Below are 15,627 nucleotides of genomic sequence, written 5' to 3' on the forward strand. Positions count from 1 at the left end.
TTATCCGCCGCCTCCCTGATAGTGCCGAGTACCGCATCGCCAGAAACTCAATGCCAGCAACCACACCCACAGCACCGCAACTGGGGCGAGCCAGGCCAGCCACGCGGGCAGCAATGGCGGGCCCGGCAGTCCGAGCAAGGCGATGGTGGGCAGATACGCGGTGAAGCAGACCGGGATGGCGAAGCCGAACAACAGCTTCAGCGGCGTCGGGAAGACCGTGGCGGGCTGTACCGCGGCGAACGAGCCGCCGTAGGTGAAGCTGTTGGTGAGCTCGGCGCCGTCGATCAGATAGAACTGTAATCCGGCCGCACACACGAAAACCCCACCGAACAGGGCGATTCCACTGACCAGCGTGAGCAATATCAGCGCGATGGCGGTCAGACTCCAGTCGATGTCGTTGCGCAGGAAGCCCAGGCCGAGCACCGTGATGGCCACGGCGGCGCGGGCGAAGCGGCGCAGCGAGATGTCGCTGGTGATGAGCTGGAGCAGCAGCGGCTGTGGGCGGAGGTGGTACGCGTCGAGCTGGCCCATCCGGATCAGCGTCGGCAGCGTGTCGAGGTGCCCGAACAACACCTGGGCCAGCGCGAAGGTGGACTGGCCGAACCCGAACAGCAGCAGGGCGGCATTCAAATCGAGGCCGCCGAGCACGCGGACGTTGTGGAAGATCACCCACACCTCGGCGAATTCGACTAGGCCGATCAGGAACGCGCTGAACACCTCGCTGACGAACGACAATCGGTAGGCCTGCTGGGCGCGGATCCGGGAGCGCAGCACCGCCGCGTACGGGGTGAACCAGGTCCCCGCCCGCGCGGCGCTCGGCTCAACCACCCTGCACCTCCAGTTTGCGTCGCCCGGCCGCAAGCAGTACCCGCCCGATGCCGCCGATCACGAGCACCCAGCACACCTGGACGGCAACCACACTCACCGCGGCCAGACCGGTGATCCGGCCGGACAGCACGTCGATCGGCGATTGCAGGATCGAGGGGAACGGCGTCGCCTGCGCGACGGTGCGCAGCCAGCCGGGGAACATGTGCACTGGCACAAACAGCCCGGCGAGGAAGGTGCCGGTGACCTGATACAGCACCCGGAGGCCGCGGGTCTCGACCACCCAGAAACCGATCAGCGCGACGGCGAATAGGCAGAGGAACGAAATGGCAACGGCGAGCAGCACGCTCACCGCGCCGAGCAGGTAGGGCAGCGGCGTGTTCGGCATGACCAGACCGAAGGTGAACACGCCGATCAACACGCTCGGCACGCCACGCGGCAGGATGGTGCACGCGGCGCGGCCGAGATCACCGGCCAGGTAACCGAATTGAACGTCGACCGGGCGCAGGAAATCGATCGCGATGTCGCCGTTCTTGACCCGATCGGCCAGGTCGAGCGGCGGCCCCATGAACTGCATCGCGCCGAGCAGGCCCTGCGAAAGCCAGACATACGCGCCGATCGAGCCCTCGGTGTAGCCGCCGAAATCGCCGGTGGCCCGCACCGCGGCGAGCATCACCGCCGCGCGCACGAAGCCGAAGACACAGTTGGTGAACAGGCCCGCGAACATGGCCAGCTTGTACTGGGACTGCCGTCGGAAACCCGCGCGCGCGAGGTGCGCGTAGACCGCGAAAGCGCGCCGAGAATGCCTTGTCGCGCCGAGCTGCCCGTCCCCTCCTGCTCTGTCGCGCACAAAGAGTCAAGCCTAATACTTGCTAGGAGACGCGCGGAACCCCTCTGGGCGGTTTTTGGAAAAGTGCTACATGTCGACCGTGGCAATGGTCCCGCGCACCGCCGCGGTCGCCGCCGTCTGCCGCTGACGCCGCGCCAGCGCATGACATTGTGCGCGATGGTTGCCATACTCAGGCGGCAGTGAGTCGCGAGGATCGGACACAGGGTGTCCAGGTCGCGCAGTAGGCTTGTCATCGAATCATGTCGCGGTAGCGAAAGACTGGGAACCCGGGAGGGGAACGGTGGACACGCTTAAGCTGGATCCGGCGGCGGTGGCCGCTTACACCGCGATCGCGGACGCGGTCTCCCAACAGTTGGCCTCGGCCGCCTCGGTCGCCTCCGGGGCGGTGAATAAAGATCAGCTGGTCGCCGACTTAGGGCTGGTCGGCGCGGATTTCGCCGCGCGATTCACCACGGCGGTCGCCGAACACGCCCAGGCCTTATCCACGGCAGGACAACTCGTCGGTACATACGGTCAAGTGCTGCGCGACTACAGCGCGGACATGCAGGGTGTCGACGCCGACACCGCGGGCGCCATCACCCGGACAGGGGAGACGCTGACATGAGAAGCCTTTCCGGACTACGCAGGCGCCCGGCCCCGGCGCGCACCGATACCGCCGCGCCGACCACCACGTACCTGGATCCGAATGTGGATCCGCCGATCGTCGCCGCGCTGGTCCGCCCGCTGCTGCAATTGCGATCCACCCTCGGCACCGGCGTCGGCGTGCCGAATCAGACCGCGACCAGCGCGCTGTCGTCCGCGTCCACCCAGGCCGCCGATGTGGAGGGCCCGCACCGCGACGGCCTGCACGCGCTCGAGTCGACCTGGACCTCCCGCGGCGCCGACGCCGCGGTGCCCGCGCTGCGCACCACGCAAACCGAGATCGGTGAAATCTCCGACCGGGGACCGGCTTACCTCAGCGTGCTCGGCGACGCGCACGCCACCAGCGCCCGCGCCGCGCAGACGGTGGACCGGATCATCGCGGACTTCCGGCGCGACGCGCGCGAGATCCTCGGCAACGCCACCGCGGCCCCGGACACCGACGCGGTGATCGCGCGGGCCACCCAGGCCCTGCGCGACGCGCTCACCACGGTCGATACCGCGCAGACCGAGATGGACGACCACAGCAGGCGATTGGACGAGATGGGCCCGCTGACGGTCACCCAGCCGTCCGGTGTCACCGCCGCGCAGCCGGGCACAACGGGGCAGTTCATGCCAGGTGGCACCAGCCAGTACGTGCCGAACGGCACCACCCCGCAGTACTACCCGGGCACCACGACTCCTGGCATCGGCGGCACCGGGCAGCCGGTGGACCCGGCCCTGGCCGCCCAGCTCCAGTTGCAGCAGCAGCTCATCTCCGCCGGCGTCCAGGTGGGCACCGCGGCCATCAACGCGGGCGTCGACATCGGCACCAACATCATCGACAAGATCGCCGGTGTCGGCACGCACATCATCGACAAGGTGGCCGACGTCGGCACGCACGCCATCGACACCGTGGCGGCGGGCGCGGACAAGGCGGTGACCGAGGCGATCCGGCCCGGCAGCACCACCAGCGGTGACCAGTCGACGGGCACCTCGAATTCGAGTACCTCGCCGAAGCTGTTCGACTTCGGCGGTGGCGCACGGCCGTCCACGCCGTCGACGCCGTCCGCTCCGTTCCAACCGACCGGTCCCGGCACGGTGATTCCGCCGTCGCAGAATGGATCCGCGCCGTCCGCACAGGTGAACACACCGCCCCCACCGGTGTCCGTGCCTGCGCCCGCGCCGGACGTACCGGAGCAGTCGGACACCCAGTCCAAGCCCGCCACCCCCGACCAGCAGAGCCATCCCGGCACCAATGGCGGCGTGGCGATGCCACCGCCGCCGCGCGCCGACGATCAGGAGCACAAGCCCAAGGACGGTCAACTCGGTGTCACCGTGCCGACCGCGGCAGTTGCGGTGACCCCGGTGCTGGGCGACTACGACGATGACACCCTCTGATCCGAATTCTCCGAGTCGGCAAGAGGGGCATGGTAATCCGTTCGACACGGGCCTGCCCATGCTCCGCACACCCACCGGCAAGGCCAAGAAGCGGCGGCGCTCGTCCGGCCGCCGCGCGCCGGTGCGGCGCCGAGATCCGGAGGTCGCCGTGTCCGAGCAACCAGCCCCGGACCACACGGATCGACCGCGGCGGACCGGGGAGTGGGAGGAATGGCTCGACCCCCCGCTAGCGGCGGAGCCGCCGCAGGCACCGCAGGTCGAGGCCGACCGGCGGCGGGTTCGCGCGGACGAGTTCGCGGCCGACGGCTACGTCGAGGACGTGAATCCGGCGCCCGCGATCATCAACCGGTCCGGCATCCATCCCGGTGTCCCGCTGCGCCACCCCACCAAGCGGCGTGATCCGCGGCGCGGCAACAAGGTGCTCGCGGTGCTGATCGTGTTCGGCATCGGGATCGCGGTCGTCTCGATCCTGCTCGCCGCCGTGCACGGGTTCGGCAAACGCAGTCCGGCGGTCGAGGCCACCCCGACCGGTCTCACCCCGGCGACCGCTCCCGTGCGGAATTCCGCGGGAACCTCGGCCGCGCCGACCACAACGGTGCCCGCCGCGCCCGCGGCCATCGCGACGCAAGGCTGCGAACAGAAACGCACCCCCGAAGCGGTCTCCGGCACCGACCCCGGCGGCACCGCCAACGGACCGGACGCCATCCTCGCCTTCGAATACGCCTACTACGTGGAACGTTCCGGCTATCGGGCGCGCGCGGTGGTCGCCGACAACGCCATCGTGTCGCCCGCCGAGCAGATCCAGCGCGGCATCAACCAGATCCCCGTCGGCACCCGCTACTGCGTGCAGATCACCCAGTCCCGCGACGGCGACGACGGCCTCGCGCACTGGCAGGTGCTGCTCACCCAGCAGTACCCGGGCGAGCAACCCAAGACCTTCACCCAGCTCATTACCACCCGCACCCTCGCGTCCCGCACCCTGATCACCGCGATCGCCTCCGCCTGAGGCGTCATTCGCGGTCCCGCCGCCAGGGCAGCAGAGCCGGTGTGACCAGCATCAGGATCGCCCCGATGGCCAGCGCGGTGCGGGTACTGGTCTGGCTCGCCAGCACGCCCCACACGACGATGGCCGCGGCGGTGACCACGCGGACGGTGATGGTCCAGGCGGTGAGGACGCGCGCGACCTTGTCGTTCTGCGTGTGCAGGAGGCGATAGGTGGCCAGCGACGGGTTGAAAATGCCGATGCAGGTGATCATTCCGAACTCGACGGCGATCACCAGCAGCAGTCCCTTCGCGCCTGCCTGCACGAAGGGCAGGCCGAGCAGCCACGGCACGCGCGCGACGCCGAAGGCGAGCAGGATCTTGCGCTGCCCGTAGCGGCGCACCAGCGGGCGGGCCAGCCGGGCGCCGAGGATCCCGCCGAGGCACGCGACGCCGAAGCCGAGACCGTACTGCCAAGGCGTGAAGGCGAGGTCGTTGAGCATCAGATAGGCCAGCAGCGGCGCGGTCGCCATGATCAGCGTGTTCACCAGCACCGTGTTGCACAGCAGCAGGCGCAGTACGGGATTCGCGGCGATCGTGCGCCACCCCTCGGTGATCTGCACCAGGCGTGACGTGGCGTCGGGCCGGGGTGGCGGGGCGGGCTCGGGGACCTCGATCGAGCGAATGCACAAGGCGGACAACACGAAACTGACCGCGTTCAGCAGCACGGTGACCACGGGGCCCAAGGCGCCGATGAGGACGCCACCCAGCGGTGGCCCTACCGCCGCCGAGACCCAGGTCGCGCTCTCGAAGCGGCCATTGGCCGCCAGCAAATTGTCTTGGGCGACAAAGCCTTTCAGATGCGCACTGCTGGCGCCGAGGAAGACGATATCCGCGACCGCGACGACCATGGCCGCCACCAGCAACTGCGGATAACTCAGCGCGTCCGCGAAGTACGCGACAGGCACCGTCAGCAGCACCAGGAACCGAACCAGATCGGCGCGGATCATCAGCCTGCGCTTGGGCCGGAACTCGATCCAGGTACCCAGCGGAACCGCGAGCACCGCACCCACCGCGCCGCCTGCGGCCGCGATCAACGAAACCTGCAGCGCGCCGACATGCAACACTAGAATGGCGACCAGCGAAAAGGCGTCCAGCGCAAGGAATGTACCCACCATGCTGACGGCGAACCCGCGCCACAGTCGCTCGAAGTCGCGGCCGAGCCCGGCCACCATTGGCTGAGTCGCTATCCGATCGTTGACCATCGAGCGATCAAACCGGGCGGCACCGCCGGAGGCAAGCCCCCAGTTCACCCCGGCACGCGGTGCCGAGGCTGACAATCACGGCAGAACAAGGAGGCCGTTAGGTACTTGTTTGCCGGGCGGGTGTCTGCGAAGGTGGTGCATACCTCGGATAGTTTCAATTTCTATCAGTTCGATGGAGAAGGCGGGTCGGCAGATGATGTCGGTGCTGTGGATCATCCTGCCTTACAGCGCGTTTCTGTCCTTTATCGTCGGCCACCTGTGGCGCTACCGGCACGATAGATTCGGCTGGTACGGCACCGGCGCGGATACCGATCGGACGCAGCGGATCGGGTCGACCGCGTTCCGGATCGGGATGAGCGGCGTGGTCGCCGCTCGAATCACCGACCTGATCGCCTCCGGGCCGCACTCGCGCCCCGACGGCTCGCTCTATGTCACCCTCACAGTCGTCGAGATAGCCGCGCTGGCGACCGCGACGATCGGCGCGGTACTGCTGTTCGTGCCGGACATGATCGGCACCCCGGCCCGGCCCGCGGTCAGTCCGCTGGACCGCATCACCTTTCCGATGCTGGTGGCCGGGCTGCTGACCTGGGTGGCCATCAAGTTCGACCCGAACTCCTCGGACGACAGCTATCGCACCGCCGAGACGCTGTTCACCTGGTTCCGCTCGCTGTTCACGCTGCACCCTGACCCCGAATCGATGGAGCACGCGCCGTTCATCTATCAGGCCCGCGGCCTGGTCCTGATGTTGTTCATCGCGATCTGGCCCTACACCCGGCTGGCGAGCATCATCGCGGAACCGGCGTACCGGGTGGTCCGGCACCTCCGGTCCGCGGCCCCGGCCGCGCCCGCCCGGGAATTGTCCGCTCCGCATCGAATGTGACGCGCCGCAGCCGGTTTCGTAGGCCATACTGCTGGTCGGACACAGTGACAGCTCGACGGGCACTACTCGCACTTCCATAGCTGTTCCCGGACAACGGAAGGCGGGTCCATGACCGACGAGCGACGCGACGCGGGCGGTTCCATCGAGCGCCGCACCATCGAGGTGATTCCCGATGCCGAACGGCACGGCACGCCGTTCAGCCAGTTCACCCTCTGGTTCGGGGCGAACATGCAGATCACCGCGGTCGTCGACGGCGCGCTCGCGGTGGTGTTCGGCGCCGACGCGCGGTGGGCGATTATCGGCCTGCTGCTCGGCAATATCCTCGGCGGCATCGTGATGGCCCTGCATTCGGCGCAGGGTCCTCGGCTCGGCCTGCCCCAAATGATCTCCAGCCGAGCACAATTCGGCGTCTTCGGGGCGGTGCTGCCGCTGCTGCTCGTGGTGGTGATGTATCTCGGGTTCGCCGCGACGGGCACGGTGCTCGCGGGGCAGGCGGTGAACAAGATCCTGCACATCGACAACCCGACGGTCGGCATACTCGTCTTCGGCGCGCTCACCGCGGTGGTCGCGGTGACCGGCTACCGGCTGATCCACATCGTCGGACGGATCGCCACGGTGGTCGGCGTCATCGGCTTCACCTATCTCGGTGTCCGGCTTTTCACCGAGTACGACGTGAGCTCCTATGTCGGCGTGAATTCGTTCGACATGGTGACTTTCGTGCTGGCCATCTCGCTAGGCGCGGGCTGGCAGCTGACCTTCGGACCCTACGTCGCCGATTACTCGCGTTACCTGCCCCGCTCGACCAGCGACCGGACCACCTTCCTGGCGACCTTCGCGGGGAGCGTGCTCGGCTCGCAGTGGTCGATGACGTTCGGCGCGTTGGTGGCGGCAGTGGCGGGAAAGGCGTTCTTGGGCAACCAAGTTGGTTTCATCGGCGACCTCGCGGGCCCGTCCGCGCTCGCGCTGCTGATCTATCTGGTGATCGTGGTCGGCAAGCTGACGGTCAACTGTCTCAACGCCTATGGCGGGTTCATGTCGATCCTGACCTCGGTGACCGCGTTCAACCGGCAGTCACGGACCACACCGTTCGCGCGCGCCGCCTACATCGTCGGCTTCACCGCGGTATCGATGCTCGTCGCGATCGGGGCCAGCGCCGACTTCCTCGGCAACTTCAAGAATTTCGTGCTCACTCTGCTGATGGTGTTCACGCCGTGGAGCGCGATCAACCTGATCGACTACTACCTGATCTCGCGCGAACGCATCGACATCCCGGCGCTGTACGACCCGGACTGCCGGTACGGGCGCTGGAACGGCACCGCGCTGGCCTGCTACGCCCTCGGCGTGCTCGCCCAGATCCCGTTCCTCGCGCAGCAGCTCTACACCGGTCCGATCACCGAAAAGCTTGGCGGCGCAGACGTTTCCTGGATCGTCGGCATCGTCTGCACGGCCGCGATCTACTACCCGCTCGCTCGGCGCACGAGTAACCCGCCGGATCGAATGATCTATCCGGCGGGCACCGTGCACAGTGTCGGCGCTCAGACTCGCGCGCGCACGAACTTGTAGATGACCAGCAGGATCACCGCGCCGACGATGGCGCCGAGGAAGGCATGGTTGACCGGCGGTTGCAGGGTGAACTTATGTGGCGCGAACACCAAGCTGCCCAGCGTGCCGCCGACGTAGCCGCCGACGATGCCGAGCACGATCGTGCCGATCCAGCCGAAGTTCTCCTTGCCGGGAACCAGCAGGCGCGCGATGGCTCCGGCGATGAGACCGATGATGATCATCGAGATGATGCCCATGGATTCGCTCCTTGAAACTCACAGGGTGTGACGCACGGGAGACGCCGCGATCAGTGTGCGGGATACCCGAGTTCCATGGGCGGTAATCGCACGCCGTGTACGTGTCACACGTCGGAAGTTCACCTCGCGTCGAGCATCGGCGCGAGGTAGCGCGCAGTCGCGGCACGCGGGGAGTGCGAGGTTCGGCGCGGCTAGCTCAGGCGCAGATCGGAGACGTCGAGCAGGGTCGTCACCTGATCGGCAGGCATGGGGTAGTGGAAGTGCCAGCCCTGGGCGGTGTCGCAGCCGAGGTCGCGGAGTTGGTCGGCCTGGTGGCGGGTTTCGACGCACTCGGCGGTGACGGTGAAGCCGAGGGCGTGGGTGAGATCGATGATCGTCTCGAGCAGCAGCAGGTCGGTGGGGCTCGCGGTGTCCGGGGTGCGGATGCGCTGGATGAATGGGCCCGCGAGTTTCACCACGTGCAGCGGGAGTTGGCCTAGATAGGCGAGATTGGAGTAGCCGGTGCCGAAATCGTCGATGGCGATGCGGACTCCGGCGTCGGCGAGGGTGTGCAGGGCGCGCAGCGGCCGTCCGGTGGTCTGCATGAACGCCCGCTCGGTGAGTTCCAGTTGCAGCAGGCTCGCGTCGATGCCGGTCTCCGCGATGACCTGTTGCACGTGGCCGAGCCAGGTGGGATCGGCCACCTCGGCGGCGGAAACGTTGACGCTCACGGTGGGGGTGTGCGGAAAGCGGTCGTGCCATTCGCGGCTGGCGCGGCAGGCGGTCTCCAGCACCACCGCGCCGAGCGCGCCGATGTGACCGTTGTCCTCGGCGATATCGACGAACCGGGCCGGGCTGAGCACGCCGAGATCCGGATGCCGCCAGCGCACCAGCGCTTCTACCGCGACGGTCTGCCCGTTGGTGAGCGAGACGATCGGCTGATAGTCGAGGAAGAACTCGCCGCGCCGCAGGGCCGACGGCATGGCCGCCGACAGTTCGGTGCTGGTGTGTTCGCGGCGGCCGCGGTCGACGTCGAAGATCGCGTACCGCCCGCGGCCCGCGGCCTTGGCCCAGTACATGCTGGTGTCGGCCGCCTGCAGGAACTCGCCGGTGGACAGCCGATCCGCGCGTTCCTCCATCACACCGATGCTGGCGGTGACGGTCAGCTGATGCTCGTGCACGTAGAAGGGCTGGGCCAGTGCGTGCAGCACGGTCCTTGCCACGTCGGACATTTCGTCGACGCCGGTGGAATGCGGGATGAGCACCACGAATTCGTCGCCGCCCATGCGCGCGACCAGCTGATCGGTCCGCGAGACGCAGCCGTTCAAGCGCGCGGCGACCTGCGCGAGCAGTTCGTCACCGACCGCGTGCCCGAAGGTGTCGTTGACGGTTTTGAAGTGATCGAGATCGATGTAGCAGAGCCCGACCCTGGCGCAGTCGGCGAAGGCGGCGCTGAGCGCGTCGAAGAAACGGGCCCGGTTCGGCAGCCCGGTCAGCTGGTCGTGGTGCGCGCGGTACTGCAACCGTTCGCGCAGCGCTCGCCGCTCGGAGACGTCCTCCACCAGCACCAGCGTGTACTGCGGATTGCCCCGCTCGTCGCGGATGAGCGAGACGTTGATGTGGGTCCACACCGTGCCGCCGTCGCGGTGCCGGTAGGCCTTCTCCAACTGCACGTTGTCGTATTTGCCCGCGAGCACCCCGGCGTATTTCCGCCACATGTCCGGGCCGTCGTCGGGATGGGTCAGATCGGTGACCGACAGCGAGCACATCTCCTCGGGCCGATAGCCGAGCATGGCCGCGAAGGCGTTGTTGACCTCGATGATTCGCCCGGTCATGTCCGAGAGCCCGGTGCCGATTCCGGCCTGCGAGAACACCGCGCGCAGCCGGGCTTCGCTGGCTCGCAGCTGCTGCTCCATCACGCGGCGCGCGGCGATGTCGGCGGCCCGCACGCTCTCCTGCTCGGCGAGCAGCCAGGCGCGGAAGGCGCGCAGATAACCGGTGGCAAAGGCGGCCAGCAACTCGGCAGCTCGATCGGTGGGCACCGCACCGGGGCCGAGCAGGTAGGCGTTGAGTACGGCCAGGCTGCGCCCGAGCACCTCGTCGCCGACGAAATGCGCGCGGGCAAGCTCGCCGCCGAGTTCGCCGACGCGCGCCGCGGGCGCCGAGCCGACTGCTGCGGCGACGAATTCCTTGGCCAGAGTGGTGAGCAAACGGCGGGTTTCGGCCGAGCTCATGGGCACGACGTGATTGCGCGGCCCGCCACCGAGTGCGGCCGCCCACTGCCCGGCCAGTTCCGCGTGCGGCCCGCCAGGATCGGAACCGCTCCCGGCATCCCACGCCATAAGCTCTGATGGTAGTCCGATTTGCGGTCTTCCGCCCAACTGCACGTGCGCGTGAAGCCCGCTACGATGACGATGCTTTCGTCGCTGGCGTGCGATGTCGTGCGATATTTCGAGAAGGGTTGGCGATCGATGACCAGACCGAGTTGGGCTCCCGAGGGTATCGATCTGGATCGTCCCAGCGCCTCCCGCGTGTACGACTATTTCGTCGGCGGAATGCACAACTTCGAGATCGACCGGATGCTGGCGCGCCAGATCGAGGAGTTCACCCCCGGCGTCGGTGAGACCATGCGCGCCAATCGGGATTTGCTGCGTAGATGCGTGCGATTCCTGGTCGACGCGGGCATCACCCAGTTCCTCGATATCGGCTCCGGCATCCCGACCGTCGGCAATGTGCACGAGGTGGCGCAGGCGGTAAATCCCTCGGCGCGGGTGGTTTACGTCGACATCGACCCGGTCGCGGTCGCGCACAGCCGGGCCATCCTCGACGGAAATCCGGCCGCCACTGTCGTCCAGGCCGACATCGGCCAGCCCGACACCATTCTGTCCGACCCCGAGGTCGCGAAGCTACTCGACTTCGACAAGCCGGTGGCCGTATTGATGCTCGGCGTCCTGCATTTCGTGGCCGAGCACGCCGACCCCGCGGGCTGCGTCGCCCGCCTTCGGGACGCGCTCGCCCCCGGCAGTTACCTCGCCATCACGCACGCCACCGCCGACGGGCAACCCGACGAAGTCCTCGAGGCGCAAAAGTTGTCCGGCCGCACCTCCACCGAGATCGTGCTGCGGGCCAAGCCCGAGATCGCCGCGTTCTTCGAGGGCTGGACCGTGCTCGAGCCCGGCCTCGTCCACCTCCCGCTGTGGCGCCCCGACAACCCGTCCGATGTCGGCGACCACCCCGAACGCTCGGGTGCCTACGGCGCGCTCGCCCGTAAGGACTGACCGCTCAGGCGATTGCCGTGCGGAGCGCGAACCAGCCGGTCGCCGGGTCGGCGAAGCCGTGATAGGTCAGGCGGATTCGCTGGTCTATCGCGAAATGGCGGTAGACCGCGAGCATGGCGCGGCGCATCGCCTCCTCTTGGAAGTCCTCGGTGCGGCGGAAGCCGATGGGGCGTTCGGGGAGTAGGGCCAGCCGGGTCATCTCGGCGGGGTCGTCCAGGTCGAGGCCGACCGGTGCGGTGTCGGTGATGTGGCGGTCGTGCAGGATGGTGCGGATCCGGCCCGGATCGGGCACGCCGGACAGGAACGCGCGGAATTCGGTGTGCACCAATGGGCCTGGCGCGGCGGAGTCGGTTTGGACCAGCTCGACGAGCTCGGTGTCGGGGGTCGGCGCGGCGGTGCCCTCGGCGAGCGGCGCCTGTTCGAGCAGGTGCAGGATGCTGCCGCCGGGGATCAGCGGTTCGGGGGCGAGGAACAGGGTGACGGTGGGGCAGGCGCAGCCGTGGCCGAGCAGGCAGATCTTCCGGTGCGATGGATCGGGCATTGGAGCCTCCTCCAGGAAATGGGCCGCGTGCTCGGGCCCTAGGGCGGATCGGGACTTCGAGATATGCCGATCGCTGAATTGCCGTGGCGCTCCGGCGGTCGACCGTGCCGCAGTTTCTCAGTGTAGGAGCCGGGCCATGCCCGCGTATAGCCGCGGCAGGTCGGTTTTGCCGCGGCTCAGCGAATGGGGAAGTCGAAGAAGGTCGTCGGGAACGGTTCGTTTTTCAGGGTGAAGTGCCACCATTCCTCGGCGAGGTTGGTGAAGCCATGCTCCTGCATCAGTTCCGACAGCAGCGTGCGGACGGCGCGCTGGGTGCCGCCGACGGCCGGGTTGGCGGTGTGCGCCGCCGGATCGAAACAGTCATAGCCGGTGCCGAAGTCGAGCATGTTGTCGTGGAACCGCTGGTCGACGGGGAGGAAGCATTCGCGCAACGGATCGCCGTCGTGATAGGCCTCGGGGTCCGTCGCGGGCAGCGCGACGATGGCGAGGTCCAGCGTGCTGCCGCGACTGTGCCCGGACTTCTCGGCGATGTAGCCGTCGCGGAACAGGTTCGCCTTGTCGACGGTGGGGTAGAACTCCTTCTTCATCTTCACATCGCCGAGATCCTTTGCCCACGTGACGAATTGGTCGACGGCGCGCTGCGGGCGGTAACAATCGTAGGTCTTGAGCGTGAGGTTCATCGGCCGCAGTTCTTGCTGCACCTCGGCCAGCGCGGCCGCCGCCTGCTTGGTCAGCAGGCAGCGTGGTGCCTCATAGCCGGCGATGCGAGTACCGAGAAAGTTGTGCTCGCCGAAATAGCGGGCGTCGACCAGGATCGTCGGATCGAGATCGGTCACCGAAACGAACGCCGTCTCATCGGGCACCGGCGTACTCGAGGCAGGCGCGTCATGGCGCGAATCCCCGCATGCCGCGATGGCCACAACCACCACGCAGGCCAGCGTCAACGAGCCGATACGCCGCAACCGCAGCACAGAATTCATCTCTCGCTCCTCGCGATTCGGGCTGGAGCTTGCAAATTATCGGGCCGGGTTCCGAAGCGGGACCGTTTCGGCGGATACTGGGGTGATGACGCTGGGCGAAGAGGTTGCACCGGAGGCGGTGACCGCGATGGAAGAGACCATCGGCATCGACGCCTGCGCGGAGCCGGGATGGTTTCGATTCTGGTTTGCCGACCAGCGGTGGGAATGGTCCGACGAGCTCGCGGCGATGTACGGCTATGCGCCGGGTGAGGCGAAACCGACGACCGAGCTGCTGTTGTCCCACAAACACCCCGATGACCGGGAGCATGTCGCCAGCTGCATCGCCGCGGCGGTGGAAACCGGGCAGCCGTTCTGCGGCAGGCACCGGATCGTCGACACCAAGGACGAGGTGCGCGAGGTGGTCGTGGTCGGCGATCTGTTCGCCGATGACGACGGCTCGGTGATCGGGACCGCCGGCTACTACGTCGACGTGAGCGAACGGCTCGAGGAGCAGCGCCAGGAAGTGCTCGAGGAGGTCCTGCCCGAGGTGATCGAGGCACGCGCCGTGATCGAGCAGGCCAAGGGCGCGTTGATCCTCGCGTACGGGGTGAACGCGGAGCAGGCGTTCAAGGTGCTGCGCTGGCGCTCCCAGGAGACCAACACCAAACTGCGCGACCTCGCCGCGCGGTTCGTCGACGAGCTCAGGATGCTCAACAAGGAGACCGCCGGGTTCCGCACCCGTTTCGATCACCTGCTGCTGACCGTGCACGAACGCGTCGACCGGTCCTGATTCATCGATAGGCGGGCAAGCCGCCGGTGGCAAGCGCGAGCAGCAGCGGCAACGACACGAGCGTCAGGCACGTGACGGCGTTGGTCCACTTGTAGGCGACGACGATCGCGACGAACTCGCGCAGGATCGCGCTCGGCAGGTAATAGAAGGCGGTGCGCGCGCCGGTCACCTCCGCGTCCAGCTTCAGCCTGCGCGCCAGAATCGCCGTGCGTAAGATGTGAAAGTTGCTGGTAACCAACACCATTCGCGTCGTCGTCCCGCGCTCGCCGAGTAGCCGCTTGATGAACAGCAGGTTCTCCCGCGTCGTGGTCGAGCGATCCTCGCGCGCCACGCTCTGCTCCGGGATGCCGCGGGCCTGCAGATAGTCCGCCATCGCGGCGGCCTCCGACACCGCCTCGTCGGACCCTTTGCCGCCGCTGGCGATGATCACCGGACGGCGGCCCTCGGCCAGTTCCGCCCAGTAGATCTGAGCCGCCCGGTCCAAGCGACTGGCGAGCAGCGGCGACACCCGCGCACCGACCAGACCCGAGCCGTGCACGACGATCGCGTCCATGCCGGGCCGGTACGGCAGCCATCCGTAGAGCAGCGAATACAACACGAAACTGGTGAATACGAATCCGAAGTAGCTCACCGCCATGGCCAGCGACGCAAGCAGGACCGAGCGGACGCTGCCGGTCGCGATGGCCACGCCGAGCAGCACGTAGGGCACCAGCAAGATGATCCCCGGCCCGATGGAGAGCAGGTTCGCGATCCGCAAGCCCTCGCGGCGCACCATCTGCATGCCGTTGGCGATGAGCAGCCCGGCCAGCACGAGCACCACCAGCGGTGACAGCACCACCAGCAGCCCGACCAGCGCGAGGGTCAGATCCGCGTTGTCGCCCGAGCCGATCGCCCACGCGCTCAGCACCGCGACGCCTAGCAAAAGATAGACACCATTGCTCAGCCGCCGTCGGTCCAGATGGAACCGCAGTGCGAAGACACCCAACAGAACCAAGCCGATGGTGAGCAGGATCACCCGCGCACGGTAACCCGCCGGTCGTGCTCGATCGCAGCGGGGCCGGAGTTAGCTATTCGAATGTCCGATACGTCCCAACGGGTTTCGCGCTGATCCGACGGAGTCAGCGCTGGTCAGGGCTCGAGGTTGGGTTTGCGGGGGTGCGCGATGTGCAGCAGGTAGTCGACCTTGGCGCGCAGTTCCGGGGGAGCGAGGTCCAGCGAGGGAAGTTCGGCGATCAGTTGCGCGGCCAGCGCGCGAAGCTTGACGTTGGTGGCCTGCGAACGACGGCGCAACATGGTGAACGCCTGCTCGGCGTCGACGCCGTAGGCCAGCATCAGCGCGCCTTTGGCCTGCTCGATCACCGCCCGAGCCGCCAGCAGATCACGGGAGGGGCGCCCGAGGGACGGTTGGCCGCGTTCCTCGAATACATCGCTCATATTCGGGGACTACCCAACGAGCCGATT

The 15,627-nt window shown here is 67.6% G+C and carries 16 protein-coding genes; 7 read left to right on the forward strand and 9 right to left on the reverse strand.

All coding sequences use genetic code 11. The annotated features are described in order from the left end of the window. Together ACIA8C_RS04495 and ACIA8C_RS04500 are read right to left on the reverse strand one after the other, a co-directional pair. Entirely contained in the window at window positions 1–828 is an 828-nt protein-coding gene (locus tag ACIA8C_RS04495; RefSeq protein ID WP_397130840.1) for an ABC transporter permease, read from the reverse strand. Continuing rightward, the gene (locus ACIA8C_RS04500) at window positions 821–1,675 is read right to left on the reverse strand and encodes an ABC transporter permease (protein ID WP_397130841.1); all 855 of its coding nucleotides are present in this window, start codon (window positions 1,673–1,675) and stop codon (window positions 821–823) included. The genes ACIA8C_RS04495 and ACIA8C_RS04500 overlap by 8 nt, the downstream gene beginning before the upstream one ends. 280 nt (window positions 1,676–1,955) lie before the next feature. Here ACIA8C_RS04500 and ACIA8C_RS04505 point away from each other — a divergent pair, with 280 nt between their 5' ends. From ACIA8C_RS04505 to ACIA8C_RS04515, 3 genes are read left to right on the forward strand one after another with little or no spacing between them, the layout of a single operon-like run. Then, window positions 1,956–2,279, forward strand: a complete 324-nt coding sequence (locus tag ACIA8C_RS04505; protein WP_397130842.1) for a hypothetical protein — start codon at window positions 1,956–1,958, stop codon at window positions 2,277–2,279. Next, on the forward strand, window positions 2,276–3,694 hold the full coding sequence (locus tag ACIA8C_RS04510; RefSeq protein WP_397130843.1) for a hypothetical protein: 1,419 nt from the start codon (window positions 2,276–2,278) through the stop codon (window positions 3,692–3,694). The genes ACIA8C_RS04505 and ACIA8C_RS04510 overlap by 4 nt, the downstream gene beginning before the upstream one ends. 58 nt (window positions 3,695–3,752) lie before the next feature. After that, the gene (locus ACIA8C_RS04515; RefSeq protein ID WP_397130844.1) at window positions 3,753–4,700 is read left to right on the forward strand and encodes a hypothetical protein; all 948 of its coding nucleotides are present in this window, start codon (window positions 3,753–3,755) and stop codon (window positions 4,698–4,700) included. Window positions 4,701–4,704: 4 nt separating this feature from the next. On the opposite strand, the gene ACIA8C_RS04520 is transcribed toward ACIA8C_RS04515, so the two are convergent. Then, window positions 4,705–5,940: an MFS transporter gene (locus tag ACIA8C_RS04520; RefSeq protein WP_397130845.1), complete on the reverse strand. Its 1,236-nt coding sequence runs from the start codon at window positions 5,938–5,940 to the stop codon at window positions 4,705–4,707. A gap of 172 nt (window positions 5,941–6,112) precedes the next feature. Between ACIA8C_RS04520 and ACIA8C_RS04525 the strand changes: the two genes are divergently transcribed. Further along, a complete protein-coding gene (locus tag ACIA8C_RS04525) occupies window positions 6,113–6,820 on the forward strand; it encodes a respiratory nitrate reductase subunit gamma (protein ID WP_397130846.1) in 708 nt (235 codons plus the stop codon). Between the two features lie 108 nt (window positions 6,821–6,928). After that, entirely contained in the window at window positions 6,929–8,383 is a 1,455-nt protein-coding gene (locus ACIA8C_RS04530) for a purine-cytosine permease family protein (RefSeq protein WP_397130847.1), read from the forward strand. Here the strand turns inward: ACIA8C_RS04530 and ACIA8C_RS04535 are convergent. Further along, window positions 8,356–8,619 (reverse strand): GlsB/YeaQ/YmgE family stress response membrane protein, encoded by a 264-nt coding sequence (locus tag ACIA8C_RS04535; RefSeq protein ID WP_150403242.1) that lies wholly within the window; start codon window positions 8,617–8,619, stop codon window positions 8,356–8,358. The two genes, ACIA8C_RS04530 and ACIA8C_RS04535, sit on opposite strands and share 28 nt — an antisense overlap. A 191-nt stretch (window positions 8,620–8,810) precedes the next feature. Further along, window positions 8,811–10,940 (reverse strand): putative bifunctional diguanylate cyclase/phosphodiesterase, encoded by a 2,130-nt coding sequence (locus tag ACIA8C_RS04540; RefSeq protein WP_397130848.1) that lies wholly within the window; start codon window positions 10,938–10,940, stop codon window positions 8,811–8,813. Window positions 10,941–11,069: 129 nt separating this feature from the next. Between ACIA8C_RS04540 and ACIA8C_RS04545 the strand changes: the two genes are divergently transcribed. After that, window positions 11,070–11,876, forward strand: coding sequence for an SAM-dependent methyltransferase (locus ACIA8C_RS04545; RefSeq protein WP_397130849.1), 807 nt, complete (start codon window positions 11,070–11,072; stop codon window positions 11,874–11,876). Window positions 11,877–11,880: 4 nt separating this feature from the next. Here ACIA8C_RS04545 and ACIA8C_RS04550 read toward each other — a convergent pair whose 3' ends face one another. After that, window positions 11,881–12,417 (reverse strand): hypothetical protein, encoded by a 537-nt coding sequence (locus tag ACIA8C_RS04550; protein WP_397130850.1) that lies wholly within the window; start codon window positions 12,415–12,417, stop codon window positions 11,881–11,883. A 176-nt stretch (window positions 12,418–12,593) separates the two neighbouring features. Beyond that, window positions 12,594–13,397 carry a M15 family metallopeptidase gene (locus ACIA8C_RS04555; protein WP_397130851.1) on the reverse strand — a complete coding sequence of 268 codons (804 nt, stop codon included), beginning with the start codon at window positions 13,395–13,397 and terminating at the stop codon, window positions 12,594–12,596. Window positions 13,398–13,482: 85 nt separating this feature from the next. On the opposite strand from ACIA8C_RS04555, the gene ACIA8C_RS04560 reads away from it, so the two are divergent. Beyond that, window positions 13,483–14,166: a PAS and ANTAR domain-containing protein gene (locus ACIA8C_RS04560; protein ID WP_397130852.1), complete on the forward strand. Its 684-nt coding sequence runs from the start codon at window positions 13,483–13,485 to the stop codon at window positions 14,164–14,166. A 1-nt stretch (window position 14,167) separates the two neighbouring features. Here the strand turns inward: ACIA8C_RS04560 and ACIA8C_RS04565 are convergent, their stop codons facing one another. Continuing rightward, complete coding sequence (locus ACIA8C_RS04565) at window positions 14,168–15,181, reverse strand: YdcF family protein (protein ID WP_397130853.1); 1,014 nt, start codon at window positions 15,179–15,181, stop codon at window positions 14,168–14,170. A 113-nt stretch (window positions 15,182–15,294) separates the two neighbouring features. Then, on the reverse strand, window positions 15,295–15,600 hold the full coding sequence (locus ACIA8C_RS04570) for an ANTAR domain-containing protein (RefSeq protein ID WP_397130854.1): 306 nt from the start codon (window positions 15,598–15,600) through the stop codon (window positions 15,295–15,297). Between the last annotated feature and the right edge of the window lie 27 nt (window positions 15,601–15,627).

It is taken from the genome of Nocardia sp. NPDC051321 (genome assembly GCF_044455225.1).
Taxonomy (GTDB): Bacteria; Actinomycetota; Actinomycetes; order Mycobacteriales; family Mycobacteriaceae; genus Nocardia.